Origin of the sequence: Microcystis wesenbergii NRERC-220 (genome assembly GCF_032027425.1) — a bacterium.
In the GTDB taxonomy this organism is placed as follows: domain Bacteria; phylum Cyanobacteriota; class Cyanobacteriia; order Cyanobacteriales; family Microcystaceae; genus Microcystis; species Microcystis wesenbergii_A.
In genome coordinates this window covers 19,394-38,020 of the sequence record NZ_JAVSJA010000001.1, presented here as the reverse complement: position 1 = coordinate 38,020, position 18,627 = coordinate 19,394, and the positions used below count along the sequence as shown (strand labels likewise).

17 protein-coding genes and 2 pseudogenes are annotated in these 18,627 nt (G+C 43.3%); 10 read left to right on the top strand and 9 right to left on the bottom strand.

The window, feature by feature from the left end:
• Positions 1 to 429 precede the first annotated feature (429 nt).
• Entirely contained in the window at positions 430 to 1,320 is an 891-nt protein-coding gene (locus RAM70_RS00190; RefSeq protein ID WP_045360370.1) for a helix-turn-helix domain-containing protein, read from the bottom strand.
• A gap of 197 nt (positions 1,321 to 1,517) precedes the next feature.
• Between RAM70_RS00190 and carA the strand changes: the two genes are divergently transcribed.
• From carA to RAM70_RS00165, 5 genes are all read left to right on the top strand, one after another.
• Positions 1,518 to 2,666 carry a glutamine-hydrolyzing carbamoyl-phosphate synthase small subunit gene (carA, locus tag RAM70_RS00185; protein WP_045360373.1) on the top strand — a complete coding sequence of 383 codons (1,149 nt, stop codon included), beginning with the start codon at positions 1,518 to 1,520 and terminating at the stop codon, positions 2,664 to 2,666.
• A gap of 74 nt (positions 2,667 to 2,740) precedes the next feature.
• Entirely contained in the window at positions 2,741 to 3,091 is a 351-nt protein-coding gene (locus RAM70_RS00180) for an STAS domain-containing protein (RefSeq protein WP_045360375.1), read from the top strand.
• 3 nt (positions 3,092 to 3,094) lie between these two features.
• Complete coding sequence (locus tag RAM70_RS00175; protein WP_190381598.1) at positions 3,095 to 3,511, top strand: Mini-ribonuclease 3; 417 nt, start codon at positions 3,095 to 3,097, stop codon at positions 3,509 to 3,511.
• Between the two features lie 46 nt (positions 3,512 to 3,557).
• Complete coding sequence (rlmB, locus tag RAM70_RS00170; protein WP_045360377.1) at positions 3,558 to 4,424, top strand: 23S rRNA (guanosine(2251)-2'-O)-methyltransferase RlmB; 867 nt, start codon at positions 3,558 to 3,560, stop codon at positions 4,422 to 4,424.
• Positions 4,425 to 4,536: 112 nt separating this feature from the next.
• The gene (locus RAM70_RS00165) at positions 4,537 to 4,833 is read left to right on the top strand and encodes a DUF1816 domain-containing protein (protein ID WP_045360379.1); all 297 of its coding nucleotides are present in this window, start codon (positions 4,537 to 4,539) and stop codon (positions 4,831 to 4,833) included.
• Positions 4,834 to 4,896: 63 nt separating this feature from the next.
• Here RAM70_RS00165 and RAM70_RS00160 read toward each other — a convergent pair whose 3' ends face one another.
• The 3 genes from RAM70_RS00160 to RAM70_RS00150 are packed head-to-tail and all read right to left on the bottom strand — an operon-like array spanning position 4,897 to position 7,570.
• On the bottom strand, positions 4,897 to 5,079 hold the full coding sequence (locus tag RAM70_RS00160) for a hypothetical protein (protein ID WP_170915505.1): 183 nt from the start codon (positions 5,077 to 5,079) through the stop codon (positions 4,897 to 4,899).
• A 40-nt stretch (positions 5,080 to 5,119) separates the two neighbouring features.
• Positions 5,120 to 6,553: a bifunctional orotidine-5'-phosphate decarboxylase/orotate phosphoribosyltransferase gene (locus RAM70_RS00155; protein ID WP_312671930.1), complete on the bottom strand. Its 1,434-nt coding sequence runs from the start codon at positions 6,551 to 6,553 to the stop codon at positions 5,120 to 5,122.
• Between the two features lie 12 nt (positions 6,554 to 6,565).
• Positions 6,566 to 7,570, bottom strand: coding sequence for a CHAD domain-containing protein (locus RAM70_RS00150; protein WP_312671929.1), 1,005 nt, complete (start codon positions 7,568 to 7,570; stop codon positions 6,566 to 6,568).
• 118 nt (positions 7,571 to 7,688) lie between these two features.
• Here RAM70_RS00150 and RAM70_RS00145 point away from each other — a divergent pair, with 118 nt between their 5' ends.
• A complete protein-coding gene (locus RAM70_RS00145; protein ID WP_312671928.1) occupies positions 7,689 to 9,218 on the top strand; it encodes a glycine betaine ABC transporter substrate-binding protein in 1,530 nt (509 codons plus the stop codon).
• On the opposite strand, the gene cysS is transcribed toward RAM70_RS00145, so the two are convergent.
• Positions 9,201 to 10,643 (bottom strand): cysteine--tRNA ligase, encoded by a 1,443-nt coding sequence (cysS, locus tag RAM70_RS00140; protein WP_312671927.1) that lies wholly within the window; start codon positions 10,641 to 10,643, stop codon positions 9,201 to 9,203. The genes RAM70_RS00145 and cysS overlap by 18 nt on opposite strands.
• Positions 10,644 to 11,078: 435 nt before the next feature.
• Here cysS and RAM70_RS00135 point away from each other — a divergent pair, with 435 nt between their 5' ends.
• A complete protein-coding gene (locus RAM70_RS00135) occupies positions 11,079 to 11,354 on the top strand; it encodes a hypothetical protein (RefSeq protein WP_190381505.1) in 276 nt (91 codons plus the stop codon).
• A 2-nt stretch (positions 11,355 to 11,356) separates the two neighbouring features.
• Here the strand turns inward: RAM70_RS00135 and RAM70_RS00130 are convergent, their stop codons facing one another.
• The gene (locus tag RAM70_RS00130) at positions 11,357 to 12,550 is read right to left on the bottom strand and encodes an NAD(P)/FAD-dependent oxidoreductase (RefSeq protein ID WP_045360389.1); all 1,194 of its coding nucleotides are present in this window, start codon (positions 12,548 to 12,550) and stop codon (positions 11,357 to 11,359) included.
• 121 nt (positions 12,551 to 12,671) lie between these two features.
• Between RAM70_RS00130 and RAM70_RS00125 the strand changes: the two are divergent.
• From RAM70_RS00125 to RAM70_RS00115, 3 genes and pseudogenes are all read left to right on the top strand, one after another.
• Positions 12,672 to 13,214: pseudogene (locus RAM70_RS00125) on the top strand (Uma2 family endonuclease); the annotation flags it as partial.
• Between the two features lie 92 nt (positions 13,215 to 13,306).
• On the top strand, positions 13,307 to 14,323 hold the full coding sequence (locus RAM70_RS00120; RefSeq protein WP_312675755.1) for an IS4 family transposase: 1,017 nt from the start codon (positions 13,307 to 13,309) through the stop codon (positions 14,321 to 14,323).
• 66 nt (positions 14,324 to 14,389) lie between these two features.
• Positions 14,390 to 14,497, top strand: a pseudogene (locus tag RAM70_RS00115) (Uma2 family endonuclease); the annotation flags it as partial.
• On the opposite strand, the gene recN reads toward RAM70_RS00115, so the two are convergent.
• The 3 genes from recN to RAM70_RS00100 all read right to left on the bottom strand — a co-directional run bounded on the left by recN (position 14,474) and on the right by RAM70_RS00100 (position 18,610).
• Positions 14,474 to 16,228: a DNA repair protein RecN gene (recN, locus tag RAM70_RS00110; RefSeq protein ID WP_045360393.1), complete on the bottom strand. Its 1,755-nt coding sequence runs from the start codon at positions 16,226 to 16,228 to the stop codon at positions 14,474 to 14,476. The pseudogene RAM70_RS00115 and the gene recN sit on opposite strands and share 24 nt — an antisense overlap.
• A gap of 57 nt (positions 16,229 to 16,285) precedes the next feature.
• Complete coding sequence (gene rppA, locus RAM70_RS00105; RefSeq protein WP_045360394.1) at positions 16,286 to 16,966, bottom strand: two-component system response regulator RppA; 681 nt, start codon at positions 16,964 to 16,966, stop codon at positions 16,286 to 16,288.
• 585 nt (positions 16,967 to 17,551) lie between these two features.
• Positions 17,552 to 18,610 (bottom strand): DUF2157 domain-containing protein, encoded by a 1,059-nt coding sequence (locus RAM70_RS00100; RefSeq protein ID WP_312671926.1) that lies wholly within the window; start codon positions 18,608 to 18,610, stop codon positions 17,552 to 17,554.
• Between the last annotated feature and the right edge of the window lie 17 nt (positions 18,611 to 18,627).

Sequence of the window (18,627 nt, the reverse complement as noted above, 5' to 3'; positions counted from 1 at the left end):
TGGCTAAAACAGTTTGACTGGTTTTCCCAATTCTACCCCAGTCCATCGGCTAATTAGTATCTGAAACTACTCTTGTTAAAAAACTTATCTATTGTTCAAACTCGATTATATTTAGGGTTTGCGGCAAAAAGTTTGTTGGTGGGGTTAGGAGTCAGTATTCAGGAGTCAGGAGTCAGGAGTCAGGAGATTATTTTTATTTGTTCTTCCCACACCCTACACCCTACACCCCACACCCCACACCCTACACCCTCTTTCCAGTCAGGAGGATTATTTTTATTTATTCTCCCTGCTCCCCATCTCCCTGCTCCCCATCTCCCCACACCCCACACCCCACACCCCACACCCCACTTCCCTACTTCCCCAATTCATAATTCATAATTCATAATTCCCATTTCCCCACTTCCCAACCCCTGCTAATCCCCTAATTCCCTACTCTAAAGCGTAGATACGACCATCCATGAGCAGACGGGTGATCCCTTTAGCTTCCAGTTGAGCGTGAGCTTTTTCGATCAGGCGACCGTCGGGAACTTTAATCACTTTTTCCTTGCGCTTGGAGAAACGACGAGCGATGCGATGACTTTCAAAGATGGGGAGAGTGCGCTGCTGGATTTCCTGAGGGGGAACCTTACCCAATTCGGCAAAATCCTTGAGGGGACGGGTGATTAATTCGGCAGCGCGATCAATCACCAAGTAACAGGTTTTGGGAAAAGCCGCCGCCGATAGGGGTAATATCTGTAATTGGGCTGTTTTAACGATAGTCGGGCCTAAATAGCTCCCCGCTAGTTCCTCCTCCTCCTCCTCATCCTCCTCTTCATCTTTATCCTCCTCTTCATCCCAATCCTCGTCCAGATCATCTTCCTCCTCCTCTTCCTCGATAGCTTCGACGAAAAACTCGGTTAAATTAGCGTCTTCTAGTGGTTTATCGCCATTAATTTCTATATATTCCGAATTATCTCCTTCCGGCGGGTAAGAGGTATCCATTAACAGGCTTAATTGTTCCACAGAAGCGATCGGTTGCTCAAAATCCTGCTCATCCTTAGCTGCGATGCGCGCTGCCCGAAAACTAATCACCTCGATCGCTTTTTCTGGTAAATCCGCTGCTGCTTCCTCCTCCTCGAGGCCACGAGGACTACGGGCCAAGCGTTTTTTCTGGATTAATTGCTCGTATTCCTCGCCAGAAAAAGAATTTTTGAGAAAACGACTGACCGTAGAACTACTCACGCCATAACGCTCGGCTAACGTGGAAGTGGTGGCCTCCGTTTCCCGATAAAGCTTAAGAATTTCTTTTTTCGTGGCATCAGTCAGTTTTCTTGGACTCATATTACTTATATAGTTATTTTTTAAGCGATAGGATTTTGCCGATGGCTAGTCAGGGGAAGCTGTTGTCTTTGAGCGGACGTACTCTTAATCATAAAACGCTCTAGCCAATTAAAACTAAGCAATTCGTTTTCTAGTCCCTGTTCTAGTCTATCCTTGACTTCTGTTTCTCACCACTACTCAAGATTAAAAAATTGACAATGATATCCAGTGCTGCTAGTCAAAAAGCCTTATTAGTTCTAGCCGATGGTACGGTTTACGAGGGTTATTCCTTCGGGTCCAAGGGAACCACCGTCGGCGAAGTTGTCTTTAACACGGGGATGACCGGTTATCAGGAAGTCCTCACCGATCCCAGTTATGCCGGTCAAATCGTCACTTTTACCTATCCGGAATTGGGAAATACGGGGGTTAACCCCGAGGATGAGGAGTCAATTCGTCCCCAGGTGAAAGGAGCGATCGCCAAAAATATCTGCCACCGGCCCAGTAATTGGCGTTCTAGCCAATCCCTACCGGATTATCTGGCCGCTCATCATGTTATTGGCATCTATGGCATCGATACCCGGTCTCTGACCCGCAAAATTCGCTCGGTTGGGGCGATGAATGGGGCAATTTCTACGGAAATACTCGATTATCATGATTTACTGCGGCTGGTGCAGGCGGCCCCCAGTATGGCGGGGTTAAATCTCGTTAAAGAAGTTACCACCAAGGAAGTGTACGAATGGACGACTCCCACCCCGTCCGCCTGGGAATTTGCGCCAATTGATAGTGATCAAGAACCGTTAACGGTGGTGGCGATCGATTTTGGCATCAAACGCAATATTCTCCGACGTTTAGCCAGCTACGGTTGTCGGGTGATTGTGGTTCCCGCTGACACTCCCCCGGAAAAAATCGCCGAATATAATCCCGATGGTATTTTCTTTTCTAACGGACCGGGAGATCCGGCGGCTGTCACCGAAGGTATTGCCCTAGCCAAGGAACTTTTACAAGGGGAAAAACCCACTTTTGGCATCTGTATGGGTCATCAAATTTTAGGGCTATCCCTAGGAGCAGAAACCTTTAAACTGAAATTTGGTCATCGCGGGTTAAATCAACCCTGTGGACTCCAGCAACAGGTGGAAATTACCAGTCAGAATCACGGTTTTGCCGTGCAGGAAGCCTCTTTAAACCCGGAAGTGGAGATTACCCATCTCAACCTCAATGATCGCACCGTAGCGGGTTTAAAACACAAGTCTCTGCCCTTTTTCTCGGTACAATACCACCCCGAAGCCAGTCCTGGCCCCCACGATGCCGATTATCTGTTTGGCAAATTTGTTGATTTAATGCGGGAAGCAAAAAAGGATCGGTCGTAAATTTTTAGGATATACTAGGGTTTTGATTTTTACGGCTCTAGAGCTAGGAGGGGATTATTCCAGAAGCAATTAACTTGACCGTCAGCTTGCGAGGCACGCGTGAGGTCAGAGATAAGTACCAAATTTTCCGTTTGACGGGTCTTTTAGATGCCTTTTCCGAACCGACTTTTTGTAAGGTGATCGAAGGCTATGTGGAGGAAGGTCCTAAGGATGTGATTATTAGCCTGGCTCAGATTGATTTTATCGATAGCTCCGGTTTAGGGGCTTTGGTAAAATTGGTGAAAAAGGCCAAAACCGAAGGAGGCAGTTTACAAATTGTTACCAATCCCCGGGTAACTCAAACCGTAAAACTGGTGCGATTGGAGAAGTTTTTTTCCCTGCAACCCACCCTAGAAGCGGCGATCGAATATCTAGAAAAAGCGTAAATCGTGGAATCTCCTCTCGAAAAAATTCGCTTACAGGTCAATGGCGAGGGTTCACCAATCCTAGAGAGTCTTGACCGATTATCGCCCGCTTCCCTGGCCTATCTGGGGGATGCTGTTTATGAATTATACATCCGCACCTATTATTTACTGCCGCCCCAGCGTCTCGGGGACTATCACGCTCAGGTGGTGGGCAAAGTCAGGGCCGAACAACAGGCTTTAGATTTAGCACAACTGCAGCCCTATCTGACAGACCAAGAAAAAGAAATTCTGCGCCGGGGACGCAACGCGGTCACGGGAAAACGCCGTCGTCTGACAGCCCAAGTCTATCAGCAGGCCAGCAGTTTAGAAACCCTGTTCGGCTATCTTTATCTACAAGACCCCTCAAGATTACATCAACTATTAGAAAAACTAGAATTATAGCCCTCAGGTATTATTCCCGACCCCCCTTTTATTAATCCATCCAATCATGAGCGATCGACCATTTCGTAGCAAGTCCGATAATAGTAATTTTCGCCGGCCCTCGCGGCCCAAAACCGGGCCAATTCTGGCTAAATCCCCGGCAGTAACTCCAGAAAACCAAGAAGCTGATGATCTGCTCTACGGTCGCCGGGTGGTTTTAACGGCCATGGAGGAGGAGCGCCAACTTAATCGGATTTGGGTAGTCAATCGACTCCGTTACGATCCCCGTTATCATACCCTCTTAGAAAAAGCCAAAGCCAACGGCACGGTAATTGATGAGGTGGATGATCTGCGTCTCGATCAGATTACCAGTAAGGCCAATCATCAGGGGATTGCCGCCCAGATGTCCCCCTATGATTATATCGAATTAGCCGATCTGATCGAAAAAGCTAAGGGCAGAAGTCGCCACCCCGTCATCGTCATCGCTGAAGGTATTACGGATCCCCATAACCTTGGGGCAATCATTCGCACTGCCGAAGCTATGGGTTGTCAGGGGGTAGTTATTCCCCAACGTCGCGCCGCCGGGGTGACATCGACGGTGATGAAAGTGGCGGCGGGGGCCCTGGAATATTTACCTGTGGCCAGGGTGGTCAATCTCAATCGTGCTTTAGAGGAATTAAAAGCGGCCGGTTTTTGGCTCTACGGCACGGCGGCAAAAACTGGTAAATCCTTACACACAATTAATTTAACGGGTGCGATAGGATTGGTGGTAGGTTCGGAGGGAGAGGGTTTGAGTCTGCTAACCCAAAAGTCCTGCGATGAGTTGGTATCTATCCCCTTGGCAGGCAAAACCCCCAGTCTCAATGCTTCGGTGGCGGCGGCTATGGCTCTTTATGAAGTTTACCGTCAACGCTGGCAAAATTCCCCCGACTGAAAATCTGTATTTTTCGACACTCCCAATAGCCAAAAGGAGAAAGTATAAATAAAATAGGAGGGAAGTTTGCGAAATGTAAACAAACGTAACAAAACCACCAGAGTAGATTTAGATGGGGAACGAGATGAAAGAATTTTTGATTAGCTTACTGGAAATGTTCGGATTAGCCTACTGGGTCGAGATTAAAACCGACTATCCCAGATGTACTTATTATTTCGGTCCTTTTCTCGCTAAAGACGAGGCTGAAGTCGCTCAAGCCGGTTACGAAGAAGATTTGAAAACAGAAGGAGCGCAGGGAATTAAATTGCATATAAAACGTTGTAAACCGAAAGATTTAACTATTTTTGAGGAAAAAGAAGAAAGCAAGCTCCTGAATCCCCTAAAGGTGTTACGCAGTCAAGCTTCTTAACAATTTTCAGGGATCAGTAATCAGTAATCAGTAAACAGTGAAAAGACAGCATAAGGCTGCTACTTAGGGTCTGCTGAATAAATCTAAAAACCTTGTTGGATAAGACTTTTGGACTTTTTTCCCCTCAAAAAGTGCCAGCCATTGCGGGGATCGGGGGGAAAATTCAGGTACTTTTTCCCTGAAAATTAGGTAGTTGACCAGCTGAAAATCGATAAAACCCCACACCCCACACCCCACACCCCACACCCTGCCCCCAAGAAAAACTTTTTGCCGCAAACCCTAAATATCAATGGGATCGATTTAAAAAACAGCTATATTGTGCTTCTGTCAGCCTTCCCGCTTCGTAGAGAGTATCGGTAATTTCTGCCAGGGTTAAAACCGAATAAGGTTGATAACCATGGCTACGAAGTTTATCTTTAACAGGGCCACCATGGTCGATAAAAACCACGATATCATTAACTAATAATCCCGCCGATTTAATCTTGGCTGCCCCCTCGATCGCACTTTTGCCTGAAATTAAAATATCGTCCACCACTACCACAGTTTCCCCCACTTGAAAATTACCTTCAATTACTCTTCTTGTGCCGTGGGCTTTTACTTCTTTGCGGGGGAAAATCATCGGATGATTTAATAATAAAGATAAACCCGTAGCTGTGGGTAAAGAACCGTAGGGGATACCGGCAATGCGGTCAAATGTCAAGGTTTTTAATATTTCTCCATAGGCTTCAATTACCTGCTGAAAAATATTAGGATTAGAGATAATTTTTCTCAGATCAATATAATAGGAAAAAGTTTCTCCGGATGCTTGCACATAATCGCCAAACAGCAAGCAACCAATATCAAATAATTGTAGAATTAAATCCTGATGAGGATGTTGTTTTAAAAGACAAACGTTAGCAGTCCAAGTATCATCTTGGCTCGATTCTTGCCTTTGATTTTGTTTAATTTTGTTGACTTCCTCGCGTAAATCCTTGACTTTTGCCCCCAAATCGGGTTGAGATAAAAAGTCTTGGGGTACAGGAATTAATAAACCCTCGCCATGACTATTTAAACCCACAGTAATTAACTCGGAGAATTTACTTTTGTCTTCCCAAATACTGCGTAATAAAATCAATCTTTCGGGGGCAAAATTGCGAATCTTTTTCAAAATCTCCGGTTGAGTGGTTCCCACTTCTAAAAACACCTGTTCGGGAGTTCCCCAGGTGCAAGCTTCTTTGACAACTTGCAGATAAAAAGGATTGTCGCGACTGGGGAATTCTTGCAGATTAATCGCGCCTTGATTGGAAGTATGACAAAGGATAAAAGCGCCATGCTCGGGGTAAACTAAAAAAGGAGCAACGTGATCCTGTCCGGAGTAGGGATTGAGAGTAACCGCGTCCACCTGCCAAGTTTTAAAGATAGTCTCAGCTAAAATACTGCTAGTATTAATATCGCCGTGTTTAGCATCCAAAATTACCGGGATATGAGGGGGAATTGCCGTTAAAATTCGCTGTAATAATTCTAACCCTGCCGCTCCCAAAGCTTGATAAAAGCCTAAAGTTGGTTTGTAGGCACAGACAAAAGGGGCAGTTTCATCGATAATAAACTTGAGCCACTGTTCTAAATTAACGATTAATTCTCCCGGGGTGGGGGGCATCATTTCGGGGTTAGCATCTAAACCGAGGACAAGTAGAGTCTGGTTTTGACTAATGGCGTGGTTTAACTTTTGAAAAAAATTCATCGGTTCCTAATCTCAGAATTCTGGATTAGTTTCCAATTTTACACTATTTGGTCGAAAAATAGGCTGTAAAATTGTCTCGTGCAGACTTTTTCTGGTGTCAGCGTCAAGGAATTTCTTTTGTAGTGGTTGCCATTCTTGCCATTTTTGGTGACGGATATTTTGGAAAATTTCGAGTAATGTGGGCATTTCCTTGGCGAGACAATTGGGGAAAATTTGGCTAAGAAAATCCGAGAGAACACAACAATCCTGCATTTCTCCGAGAATACCTTGAAGGTTTTTAATATCTTCTAGGTACTCTTGATATTTGTCGCCATAAAACTGAGTAAATAACTCCATATTATAGCGAGAACGCTTGGCTTCTTTACGGAGATCGTGCAGTAATAATCCTTCCTTTTCCAATAAGTCATCAATTTCTTGACTAGAAAACTCTCTTACTTTTTGATCTTCCTCTAAATTTACCCCAACTAACCAACCTTCATGCAGTAAAAAGCGACTCGCTTGCGGTAATAATAAGTCTGGTAAAACCGTGGCAATATCTAATTTTCCTATCGGTTGATAGGTGGGATTATCCAACCAACTGGCAAAATCTGCCTTAAAATTGAGAAATTTATCGGACTTTAAGAGTTTTTCTACCTTAGTAAAAGCCTTCTCCCTTCGGTGTTCGAGAACTTGTAAAACTTTCTTCAGTAAATCCTGTTCTTTCGGTGGTAAAATTGGCTGATAATGACCGATAAAAGCCTCTTTTAACACATCTAAATCCCGCAATTCTCCTAAAATTCTGCCCAGATTACCCACCCGTTTTTGATCGGCATATTTCGGCATGGTTAAAGCGGGGGCAAAACCGGTTAAGGTACTGCGAAGACGACGCATTCCCACACGAATTTGATGTAATTCTTCCGTATCCTGATCGAGTAAAACCCCAGCTTCATGTTTAAGAACTTTATGAAAATGTTTATCAATACCGATATAGGCCCAATCGGCCACAGTTTTAGCCCGAGGATTAAATTTGTTAGTCATTTGTCTTTAGGGAGGAAATAATGTCAAGATGATGATAGAATCTTTAAATCAAGACTGGAACTAATAGATCCCATTTATTCTACACAATAGGATGAAGCAGCAGCTTTAAGAGAAGTTTATGGATAGTTTTTGGCTAGATTATGCGGGGGAAATCGCTTTTCGCACTGGAGAGCATCTTTTCTTGACGGGAATAGCCATGGCTATGGGTAGCTTAATCGGGATTCCTCTAGGTATTTTGATTAGTCGTCAAGCTATTCTCGCTCAACCAATTATAGCGATCGTTAACACCCTACAGACTATCCCCAGTTTAGCCCTATTTGGTTTTTTAATTTCCGTGCCTTTTTTGGGAGGAATCGGCAAAATTCCCGCTATTGTTGCCCTAACTCTCTATACTTTACTGCCAATTGTTTTAAATACCTATCTGGGCATCAAAAAAGTTGATCCCGAATTAAAATTAGCCGGGTTATCCCTAGGCATGACCGACGGTCAAATCCTGCGCTATATCGAATTACCCCTGGCTAGGGCGACAATTTTGGCAGGAGTGAGAATTGCGACGGTGATTGCTATCGGTGTGGCCACGATCGCAGCCGCTATCGGTGGCGGTGGTTTGGGAGTGTTTATTTTTCGCGGTATTGCCACGGTCAACAATCAGTTAATTTTGGCGGGGGCAATTCCTGCCGCTTTTTTAGCCCTTGTTGCCGATTGGAGTCTCGGTCGGCTAGAAAAGACCTTTTCCCCTTCGCAACGTCCGAAAAAGCCCTCTAAATGGCAATGGGGCTTAGGTTTAATCGGGTTGGCCCTGCTATCTTTCCTCTTGACTCAAATTTTCCATTCATCCCCCGGCACAGTGGTGATCGGTTCCAAAAATTTTACTGAACAGGTGATTTTAGGGGAAATTTTGGCACAGGAGATCGAAAAAGAGACGAATTTACGGGTTGATCGTCAATTTAATCTCGGTGGTACTCTGATCTGTCATGAAGCGGTGAAAGCGGGTAAAATCGACGGTTATGTGGAGTATTCTGGCACGGCTTTCACGGGAATTTTGCAAGAAAAACCCCTTAACGATGCCCGATTAGTCTTTGAAAAGCTGCAAGAGATTTATCCAGAAAAATTTAATCTAGAAGTCTTTCCCAGTTTAGGATTCGAGAATACTTTCGCCATTGTTATCCGGGTAGAAACCGCCAGTCAATACAATCTTAAAACTCTCTCGCAAGCGGCTAAATATACTCCCAATTGGCAAGCGGGTTTTGGTTATGAATTCTTGGAAAGGGAAGACGGTTATAAGGGATTAGCCAAGACCTACGGCCTAACTTTTGCCCGACCCCCGAAAGTGATGGATTTAGGGTTAATGTACCGCGCTTTAGCCGAAAAACAGGTGGATTTAGTGGCGGGAAATTCCACCGATGGCTTAATTCCCGTGCTAGATTTAGTCATCCTAGAAGATGATCAACGCTATTTTCCTCCCTACGAAGCGGTACCGATTTTTAACCGGGATAGTTTGCGAAAATATCCGCAATTGCGACAGGTTTTAGACAAACTCACCGGCAAAATTACCTCCACAGCTATGCAGAAATTAAACTATCAGGTGGATGGACGCGATCGCAAAGTGGAGGAAGTGGTCAAAGAATTTCTAGTCTCCCTCTCTTAACCATTTAGTCACTCCCCCGGGTTGGTCGATTAAAGTAATGCCTTGGGCTTTTAATTCTGCGCGAATGCGATCGCTTTCGGCGTAATTTTTCGCTTTTTTCGCCTCTGTCCGTTGTTGGATCAGATTTTCGATTTCCGCTGCACTAATTCCCTCAGAAACAGGGGTTTCTCCCTGGTCAGCGGCCATTTCTAAGCCCAAAACCCTAGACAATTTCACCAAAGTATGCCATTTTACCGCTAATTGGGCGAGATTGCTGTCTGTCTTACCCGCATGGGTTAAATTATTACCCTCCTTGCGTAATTCCTTAGCGATTTCAAATAACACCGCTAAACCACCGGCAAAGTTAAAATCGTGATTTACCGCCTCTTGAAAGCGATTTTCTAGCTCTTGGTCAGTAATTCCGGGATTATCGGGCGGAAGATGCTTATAACCAAAGGATAAACCCTCTTGTAAAGTATGCCAGCCATTAGTGGCCGCCTGCAATCCCTCATCGGAAAAATCAATCGGTTTGCGGTATTGGGCGCCTAAAATTAATAATCTCACGGCTAAGGGGTCATATTTTGCCAATAACTCGCGAATAGTGATGAAATTACCGAGGGATTTCGACATTTTTTCCCCAGCCACCTTAACCATGCCATTATGTAACCAATAGTGGGCCAGAGGTTTACCCGTAGCGGCTTCACTTTGGGCAATTTCGTTTTCGTGGTGGGGAAAAATCAGATCACTTCCCCCCACATGAATATCGATAGTTTCTCCCAATTGTTCTTTAACCATGGCCGAACATTCAATATGCCACCCCGGACGACCTTGGCCCCAGGGAGAATCCCAACTAGGTTCCCCCGATTTTGCCCCCTTCCAGAGGGCAAAATCAAAGGGGTCTTGTTTTTTAATTGCTTCCGGGTCGTCGGTTTCTACCCGGCCGCTGGCCCCGGCTTGCAAATCATCGAGTTTTCGCCCCGATAGTTTGCCATAATCAGAAAAACGACGGACGGAGTAGTAAACATCGCCATCGCTGGGGTAAGCATAGCCTTTTTGTTCTAATTCATAGACTAGGCGCTTGATACCGTCGAGGGTATGAGTGGCCCGGGGATAAGCGTCCGCCGGTCTGACTCCTAATTTTGCCATATCCTCAAAGTAGGCCTGGATAAATCTCTCGGCCACGGCTGCCATGGTGGTATGTTCATTTTTAGCCCGATTGAGAATTTTATCGTCAATATCGGTAAAATTCTGAATATAGCGCACTTTATAGCCGAGATACTCCAAATAACGCCGCACCACATCCCAAACCACACAGGTACGCGCATGACCCAAATGGCAATAATCATAGACGGTAATGCCGCAGCAATACATGGAGACAATGCCGGGGATGAGGGGGGTAAAGGGTTCTTCGCGACGACTGAGGGTGTTGTAGAGGATTAAGGTCATGGATGGGGAATTTTTTTCTGGGGAAAAAGGCTAGTCCAATTTTATAGCAGTTATTTTCAGTTATCAGTTATCAGTGATCAGTTATCAGTAACCGCTAACCACTTTCCCTGATTTACATACTATATTCTGTGTTTTTTGTCAAGGGGTTTTTGGGGTTTTAGTAAAGATGTGACGGTAAGATTCGAGAAGATAAGCTAAGACGCATTTAAACCGCTTACTCTTAGATTAGCCGAACCGCCCCCAATCCCTTTACTGTTGCCTTTTGCCTCTTGCCTCTTGCCTCGTCTCAACAAGCAATTTAAATTACGAACAGCTTAGGACTGTTTTGATGAGGACTATTATTGATGAAATCGATAGAATAACGATAGGGGAAGCTTGCTTGTTTGCCTTAACCGACAATTTTTATTGTTAATCAACTTTGACCAGACCATCACCATGAATGAACCACCTAATAGCGCTGGCGATGAAATCCAATTACCCCAGGGAGAAAGAGTTGACCAGCTAAGACATCTGATCGAAACCCTACGCATTGCCGATGAAGTGGCCAATCGCGGTTATTTGATTACCAGCGCCGAAGTGGCGGATTTAATGGATATTAATCCAGGGGCCGTTACCAGTCGAGGCGACCATTGGCCGTGGCGAAATTGGGTAATCTCCCGGGTCAGACGGGAGGGAAACCAAATTCTTTGGCAGTTGGAAAAAGTCGATTAGGATTAATTGCAACCATCAGTTAATTTCTCTCTTGACTTTTGTAAATTAGTAATTATTTCGTCATTTTCCCCCAGCAGATGACGCGCAAAACGTCGGGCCAGGGGCGGAGCCGATACAAGCGTACTGGTAAAGCCAGAAAATACCTGCAATCCCAGTTTATCGGCGATCGCTCCCACTAGGGGCCGTCCCGAGGGGGCAAAGGCCACTAGGCAATGATGACAGCTGCCGGGGAGAGAGGCCAAGGCGGGCAGTAATGTCCCTACGGCGGCGCGTATTGCTTTTTCTCCCGCCACAGGGTTTAAAATCGCACCTGGATCGGTGATAATGGCGCTAATTTGCCCTAGATAAAGGCTTTGATCCCGGAATTGTACCGCCCCCGTTTCTAAAACACTGGCAATTATTTCTGGGGTTTCTCTCTGCCAAATGCCTTGATTTTCTAGTTGGGTGATTTTTTGCTCTAATAGCAATCTGGCAGGAATTGCAGGCATAACTAGGGTGTTTAATTTTATCTCGCTGGGGGGAATTTTGATCACCTGGGCATGGGTAAAATAGACGGAAGCAGTAATACCAGATTTTTGCAGTAAAGACCGAGTTAATCCCCCCGCACAGACGATAGTTTCCCCGGCAGAATAATTATTTTTAGGAGTTTTTACGCCGGTAATTCTCGATGCAGTTTCAATTAATTCGATGACGGCTTCCCGAATAATCGTGCCTCCCAGACGTAGAAAAGCTTGTTGATAGGCAAGATTAGTTTTTTCGGCGTTAATGTGACCGTGGGGTAGTCGTAAAACTCCGGAGATAGCAGCGGGATTTAATAGAGGTTCTAAAGCGATCGCTTCTTGCGGATCGAGAATTTCGGGAGTAATAGCAAAGATAGCAAATTTTTCGGCCACAGTGGCTGGATCATCTTCGGGGTTCACGGTGAGAATTAGCTCTAGGTCCCGGTATTCGTTATCTATGCCCAATTCCTGGGATAAATTGCGCTGAATTTCTCGACCTTCTTGATATAATTTTCTCTCGATTTCTGTGGTGGCCGACCAATAGGCTAAACCCCCGTAACTGTAGAAAGTGGCGTTGAGGGGATGGGTTTCTTTTTCTAATAAGAGGACTCGACTGCCTAGATTGGCTAGTTCATAACTTAAGGCGGAACCGGTGATACCACCACCGATAATTATATAATCATAAGTTGTGGTCATAATTGGGCTAATTTTTCCTCGATTAATCTATTCTATCATTATACTGGCTCAGTTCCCTGGTTCTGATTTGATCAATAATTGCTATAATTACAGAAAAAGTTCAAAGGGGGATCGGATAACTATGCAACAGTTAGAAACTAGGGGGATAACTGATTCATGGATTAAAGGCACTTGGGAAGAATACTTAGCAGCAATTAACAACTTCCCAGAAAATCAAGGAAAAAGTTATTATTACAATGGCTATTATCGATTAGAAATGACTCCTATTGGTAACGATCATGCCAGCGATCATGCTATTTTGATCTTCGCTGTTAGTCTCTATGCCACCCTAAAAAATCTGGCCTTTAATGCCAAAGATAATTGCAGTTTTCGCCGGTCTGGTTATCGAGAAGTCCAACCGGATATATCTTATTATTTTGCAGACGAAGCTAATCTGATTCCCTACGGTACTTCGATTATTGATTTAAATCAGTATCCCCCACCAGATTTAGTCATTGAAATCTCAAAATCTACCCTCAATGATGACCTAGGCAATAAACGCTTACTTTATGAAGAATTAGGAGTTAGTGAATATTGGAGTGTTAAGGTAGATGATCCTCAAATATTCGCCTTTGAAATAATCGATCGAGGTAGCAAAAGGATTGATATATCAAAGGTTTTACCTCAGAAGTGTTGAACGTTGAGAAAAGTCAGAAAAAAAATGCTATTATAGATAGAATCTAGACAACTTATTCCCCTCACAATAGGGAGTTTGCCCTGATGACGAATTTTTCAAAACTCATAAAAGAGCTTCTCAAACCACTGCCTAAAAATGACTACCCCGCTTTAGATACTTTTACATTTTTGTCCTGTTGGATTGGTTTTGCTTTAGATAAAAGCATCGTCAGTATGAGGGACTTATGCAGTAGAATGGTACTTCAAGGAATTAATGTAAATTTATCCACATTTTCTAAGGCAAGCAAAATTAGAGAAACAAGTCCATTTGAGAAAGTCATTGTCGAATTAAATAAGCGTTTAGTTGCCAAAAAAGGAATAGAGAATGCGCGAGCTTTATTTCCTATTGACTCAACAATAATTAGCTTAACCAGTAAATTACTATGGTCCCAGGGATGGCATCAAGTAAAACTATTCTCTGGTCTTAATAGTATCACAACAGAGGTGGTCGGAATACTCATCCATTTTGGTCAAGGTCATGACTCAAAAGAAGGAGGAAAAACGATAGAAGCAATTCCTGTAAATGGAGTTGGAGCAATGGATAGAGGATTTGCGTCTAATCAAAGAATCACCGAATTATTAGAGAGTAGTGACAAGCATTTTGTCTTGAGAGTGAAAAATAATATTAGCCTAGAGATGCTCGAAAATGGCAAGTGTAAACTCGGAAAAGATAAAAGACAAATAGAAGTAAGAGTAGTCGCTTTTTGCGACCTAGAAAGTCAAACAGAATTTCGGCTGGCGACAGATTTACCTCTAGAAGGAGAAGGAGCAGTTAGTAATGAAGAAGTTGCCGAAATTTACATCCAAAGATGGCAAATAGAACTGCTGTGGAAATTTTTAAAAATGCATCTAAAGTTGGATAATCTAATCACTAAAAACGAGAACGGAATCCGCCTACATATCTATAGTTGCATTATCGCTTATCTGATTCTACAGCTAATAGATATTGAAGAAGGATTTGGGAAAAGCTTATTAGACAAACTGCGCTATTTACAGAGTTTCATGTGTCAACATATTAGCTATGTACACTGGTTCCGGAGGATTGTCTATTCAATTTAAAATTTGATGTTATAGGGGTATTATGCTTGTCAATGTAAAGTTTTATTACAGGATTCAACGTTTCTGGTTTTACCTAATTTAAAACTCTCGGTTTTAGAGTCAGCTTTACAACAGGCGCGCACCAGAGATCAAAGTCAGGTGGGACGTTGGTTAATCAGCCAATTTCAAGGTTAAATCCTGCTGTTTTTTGGCAGCCGCTTTCTCCAATAAAGACTCGGCAAAAGCGAGGGCATCCGCTGCCGAATTTCCTCCCGTTAATTGTGCCAATTCTTCCCTTCTCGTCTGACGATTATCGAGAGAAGTAACCCGGACAACCGTGCGAATTTCCGAGAGATTAGTGGGATTATCTTCGGCAATCATTTGTTTATAAACTCGAAAATGGTGATCAGCTAAAGCAGCCACTAAGGGTTGATGAGTAACGCACAAAACTTGATATTGTTGACCTAATTGATCTAATTTATCGGCAATTGCTTGGGCAACTTTTCCCGATACCCCCGCGTCAATTTCGTCAAAAATTAGGGTTGCCGCTGCCGATTGGGATTGGGAAAAACAGGACTTTAACGCTAGGAGAAAACGACTCATTTCTCCTCCGGAAGCGGTACTGGATAAAGGTTGGATTTTTTCCCCGGGATTGGGACTAAAATAAAATACCACTTGATCGACTCCCAGACTGCTAGGATTACCCGGGTCAATCCGACAGACAAAAATCACCTTTTCCATGGCTAAAGGTTTTAATTCCTGTACCAATTGTTTTTCTAGTTGACTAGCGGTTTGTTGTCGCAAAAAGGTCAACTGGGTGCTAGTTTCTCGATAGATTTTTTCCTGTTGCTGACAAATTTTTTCTAATTCCTCAATCGATTGTCCTTCTCCCGTCAACTCCGCTAATTCCTGCTGTAATTTCTGATAATAATCGAGTGCTTCGGCTAAACTTGGGCCATACTTGCGACAAATGCGCTTAAGTTGGATAATTCTCTCTTCTATCTCGTTCAATCTCTCGGGATCTGCCTCTAGACTATCCCCATAAACGTTGATTTCCTGTCCCGCTTCTACCACCTGATTTAATGCCGATCGCACCATCTCTAAAATTGGCTCTAAACTCGTATCATAAACCATCATATTTGTCAAGATATTTTCAGCTTTTCCTAACAAATCGGCGACGGCCGGTTGATCGCGATCGTTTTGGTAGAGGAGTTGATAGACTTGATAGCTGCAATTTTGCAAATCGACAGCGTGGGAGAGTCGGTTTCTTTCCTGTTCCAACTGTTCCAACTCGTCAGCGGCGGTTAAATTAGCTGATTCTAGTTCTTTTAGTTGATATTCTAGTAAATCTAATCTTTGTAGGCGATTTTGTTCCGATTGCAACCTATTATTTAAATTATTCTTGCTTTCTTGCCAGTTAGCGTAGGCTGTGGCTACTTTTTCCCGCTGCCGCAGCAGCGATTCACCCCCGTAGAGATCTAATAATTCCCTCTGTCGATTAGCGTCCATTAACTGAACTGTTTGACCTTGGGCGGTGATTTCTACCAAAAAATCTCTTATTTGCGCCATTTGTTGGCGATTAGCGACGACTCCGTTAATCCGAGAACGAGAACGCAAGGAATTATTAGTAATCACTAATTCCCGGCTGATTGTTAGACTATTATCTTCTAATGGGTCAATTTCCTGACTTTCTAGCCAAGCAATTAATTCTGGAGTCAGAGAAAAAGTCGCTTCTAGGGTTGATTGTTGGCTTCCCTGACGGATGACGCGATGATTGACTTTACCACCGAGAACAATATCGATCGCATCTAATATAATCGATTTTCCTGCCCCCGTCTCACCGGTCAGTACATTTAATCCGCTGCCGAAAGTTAATTCTAAGCGATCGATGAGGGTAAAATTTTCAATTTGTAGGCAGGATAACATATATCAGTAATCAGTAATCGGTAATCAGTTGGTATTCTCATTATCCTTCAGCATTCCCTAATTTTCCCCGAAACGGTAGCCCTTCCCATAGACAGTATTAATTAGAGGTGTTTCTCCAGGTGCTTCGATTTTACGACGCAGCAAGCGCATCAGGGCAGGAACTACATTACTATTAGGTTGCTCTCCTTCTGACCAGAGATGCTGATAAATTTGTTCATGGGTGAGAAGTTGCCCCGGATGGGTCATAAATAAAGTTAATAATTGTATTTCTTTTGCTGATAAACTGATCGTGCGACCGTGACGATAGGCCACTTGATTTTCGCTATCGAGTTCTAAATCAGCAGATTTTAGTTTACTGCTATTACTAGCTTCAAAATTGGGAGAACGACGCAATAAAGCACGGACTCTCGCTAATAATTCTCGCAGTTGAAAGGGTTTGACTAAATAATCATCAGCACCGGCATCTAATCCCGCCACTCGATCGTCTATGGTATCCTTAGCGGTTAGAAATAAAACGGGAGTGGTGTCCCCTTGATTGCGTAAATGTTGACAGATTTGTAATCCAGATTGCTGGGGTAACATCCAATCGAGAATTAAGAGGTCATAATTATTCTCTCGTGCCAATTCTAACCCCGTCCGACCATTATCAGCAATATCAACTTCATAGCCTTCTTGAGCAAGAATTTGTTCTAAGGGTTCGGTTAATTCTTTTTCATCATCCACCAAAAGTATTCGCATAGAAGGAAGATTATCAGTTATCAGTGATCAGTGATCAGATGTGAGTTTTCAGTTCACAAGGGACGAATCTAAAACCTAATTGGTTAAGCTAAAAGCTTTGATGTACTTAGTTGCTAACCTTCTTTTTAGGTAGGAGAATTGCCAGATTCTTTCTTTTGCCTGGGTGCATCTCATTTTTGTAAATCTGCTGAGTTGGGATTTTTAAAGGTAAACTATCTTCTAAAATTGGTAATTACTTCCGATTTTATCACTCAATCCAAGCCTTTGGGGGGTAGAACCCCCCAAACCCCCCGTTGGGGGCGTGGCGCGGTCACTGAGCCTTTACATTGAGCCTTTACATTGAGCTTGTCGAAATGTGTCGAAATGTGTCGAAGTGCCGCCCCCAAACCCCCCGCGCATTAGCTTAACTGTGAGATGCTTACACGCGATTGTTCATATTTTTGTACTAATTTAAGAGTCACTGATAATTGCTGATTGTCGATATTTCTGCAAATGTAAGATGCACCCTTTTGCCTCTTGCCTCTTGTCTTCAGAAGCTGATTAGTGATTACTGTTTGCTGATCACTGAAAAACCATTTACCCTAATTATCGATCTTTGGGTAATAAATTGCGCCATTCGAGAGGAATATAACTTTCAATAAATCTAGCGAGGGGTGGGTAATGACGCTGATATAAAACTCCCATATAGATAATACCAAGTCCTAGGACGGTTAGGGCAAAGGGAAAGAAAATTGAATCGGCAAAGAGACGATAGGAGAGATAGGAAAGATAGCCAAATACTCCGATCCCTCCGAAAACCACAAATAATCTTCTTTTTAGCAGGACGGATAATAACATCAATCCCAAGTTAATTAGACAGTACAAAAATCGTTGCGCTTCATTATCATCGATTAGGAGAGATAGACTAAACCAAAACATAATTAATCCGAATAGGTATAGCCAAAAAGCAAAATCTCCCCGACTGCGACGCTGACGTACATCAATTAAATAGGCAGTTATTAAACAGGCAATTCCAAACCAAAAGGATACCCACAGTCGTACTTTCCATGTATATTCGTTCTCTCCAAATAGTAAAGGGGTTAAGTCCATTGACATATACCATAAACTAAAGGCGATCGGTGCAGTTAAAAAAGGAAATTTAACAAATCTCAAAGTTATTAATCCTGCGATAATCGTGCCTAATTCCATTAAAAACCAACTGCCTTTAATCCATGTATGGAAATCTCGATAGATGCCCGGATCGACCGCTTGCCAGTATCCTGTCCAGCGTTGTAAACCGTAGATTGCTAAGGGAGTCATGGCTACTGCCATGGTAAATAAAAGGCCGCCTGGTATTTTGAGATTTTGCTGAAAATAGAGATTTTTCCCCGTAAAAATGAAACAAATTGCATAAAATAGGGCGATAAAAAATAGGCCTGCACCGCCGAAACTCTCCCAAGCTTTGTTCATAAACCATCCCAGGGCGGAGATAACAATTAATGCCCCAAAATAATAGGCCACATTAGCGAAATTAAAGCGAGGGCGATTAACTTCATCTTCTTGGGGATAACGGGATAAAAAAGCTGTCCATAAATTTTCAGCTTGGCTGGCAGTAATTAGGTTTTGTTGTACCGCCCAATCAAAATCTTCTCTTTCTAGTCTCATAATTTCTATAGTCGTTA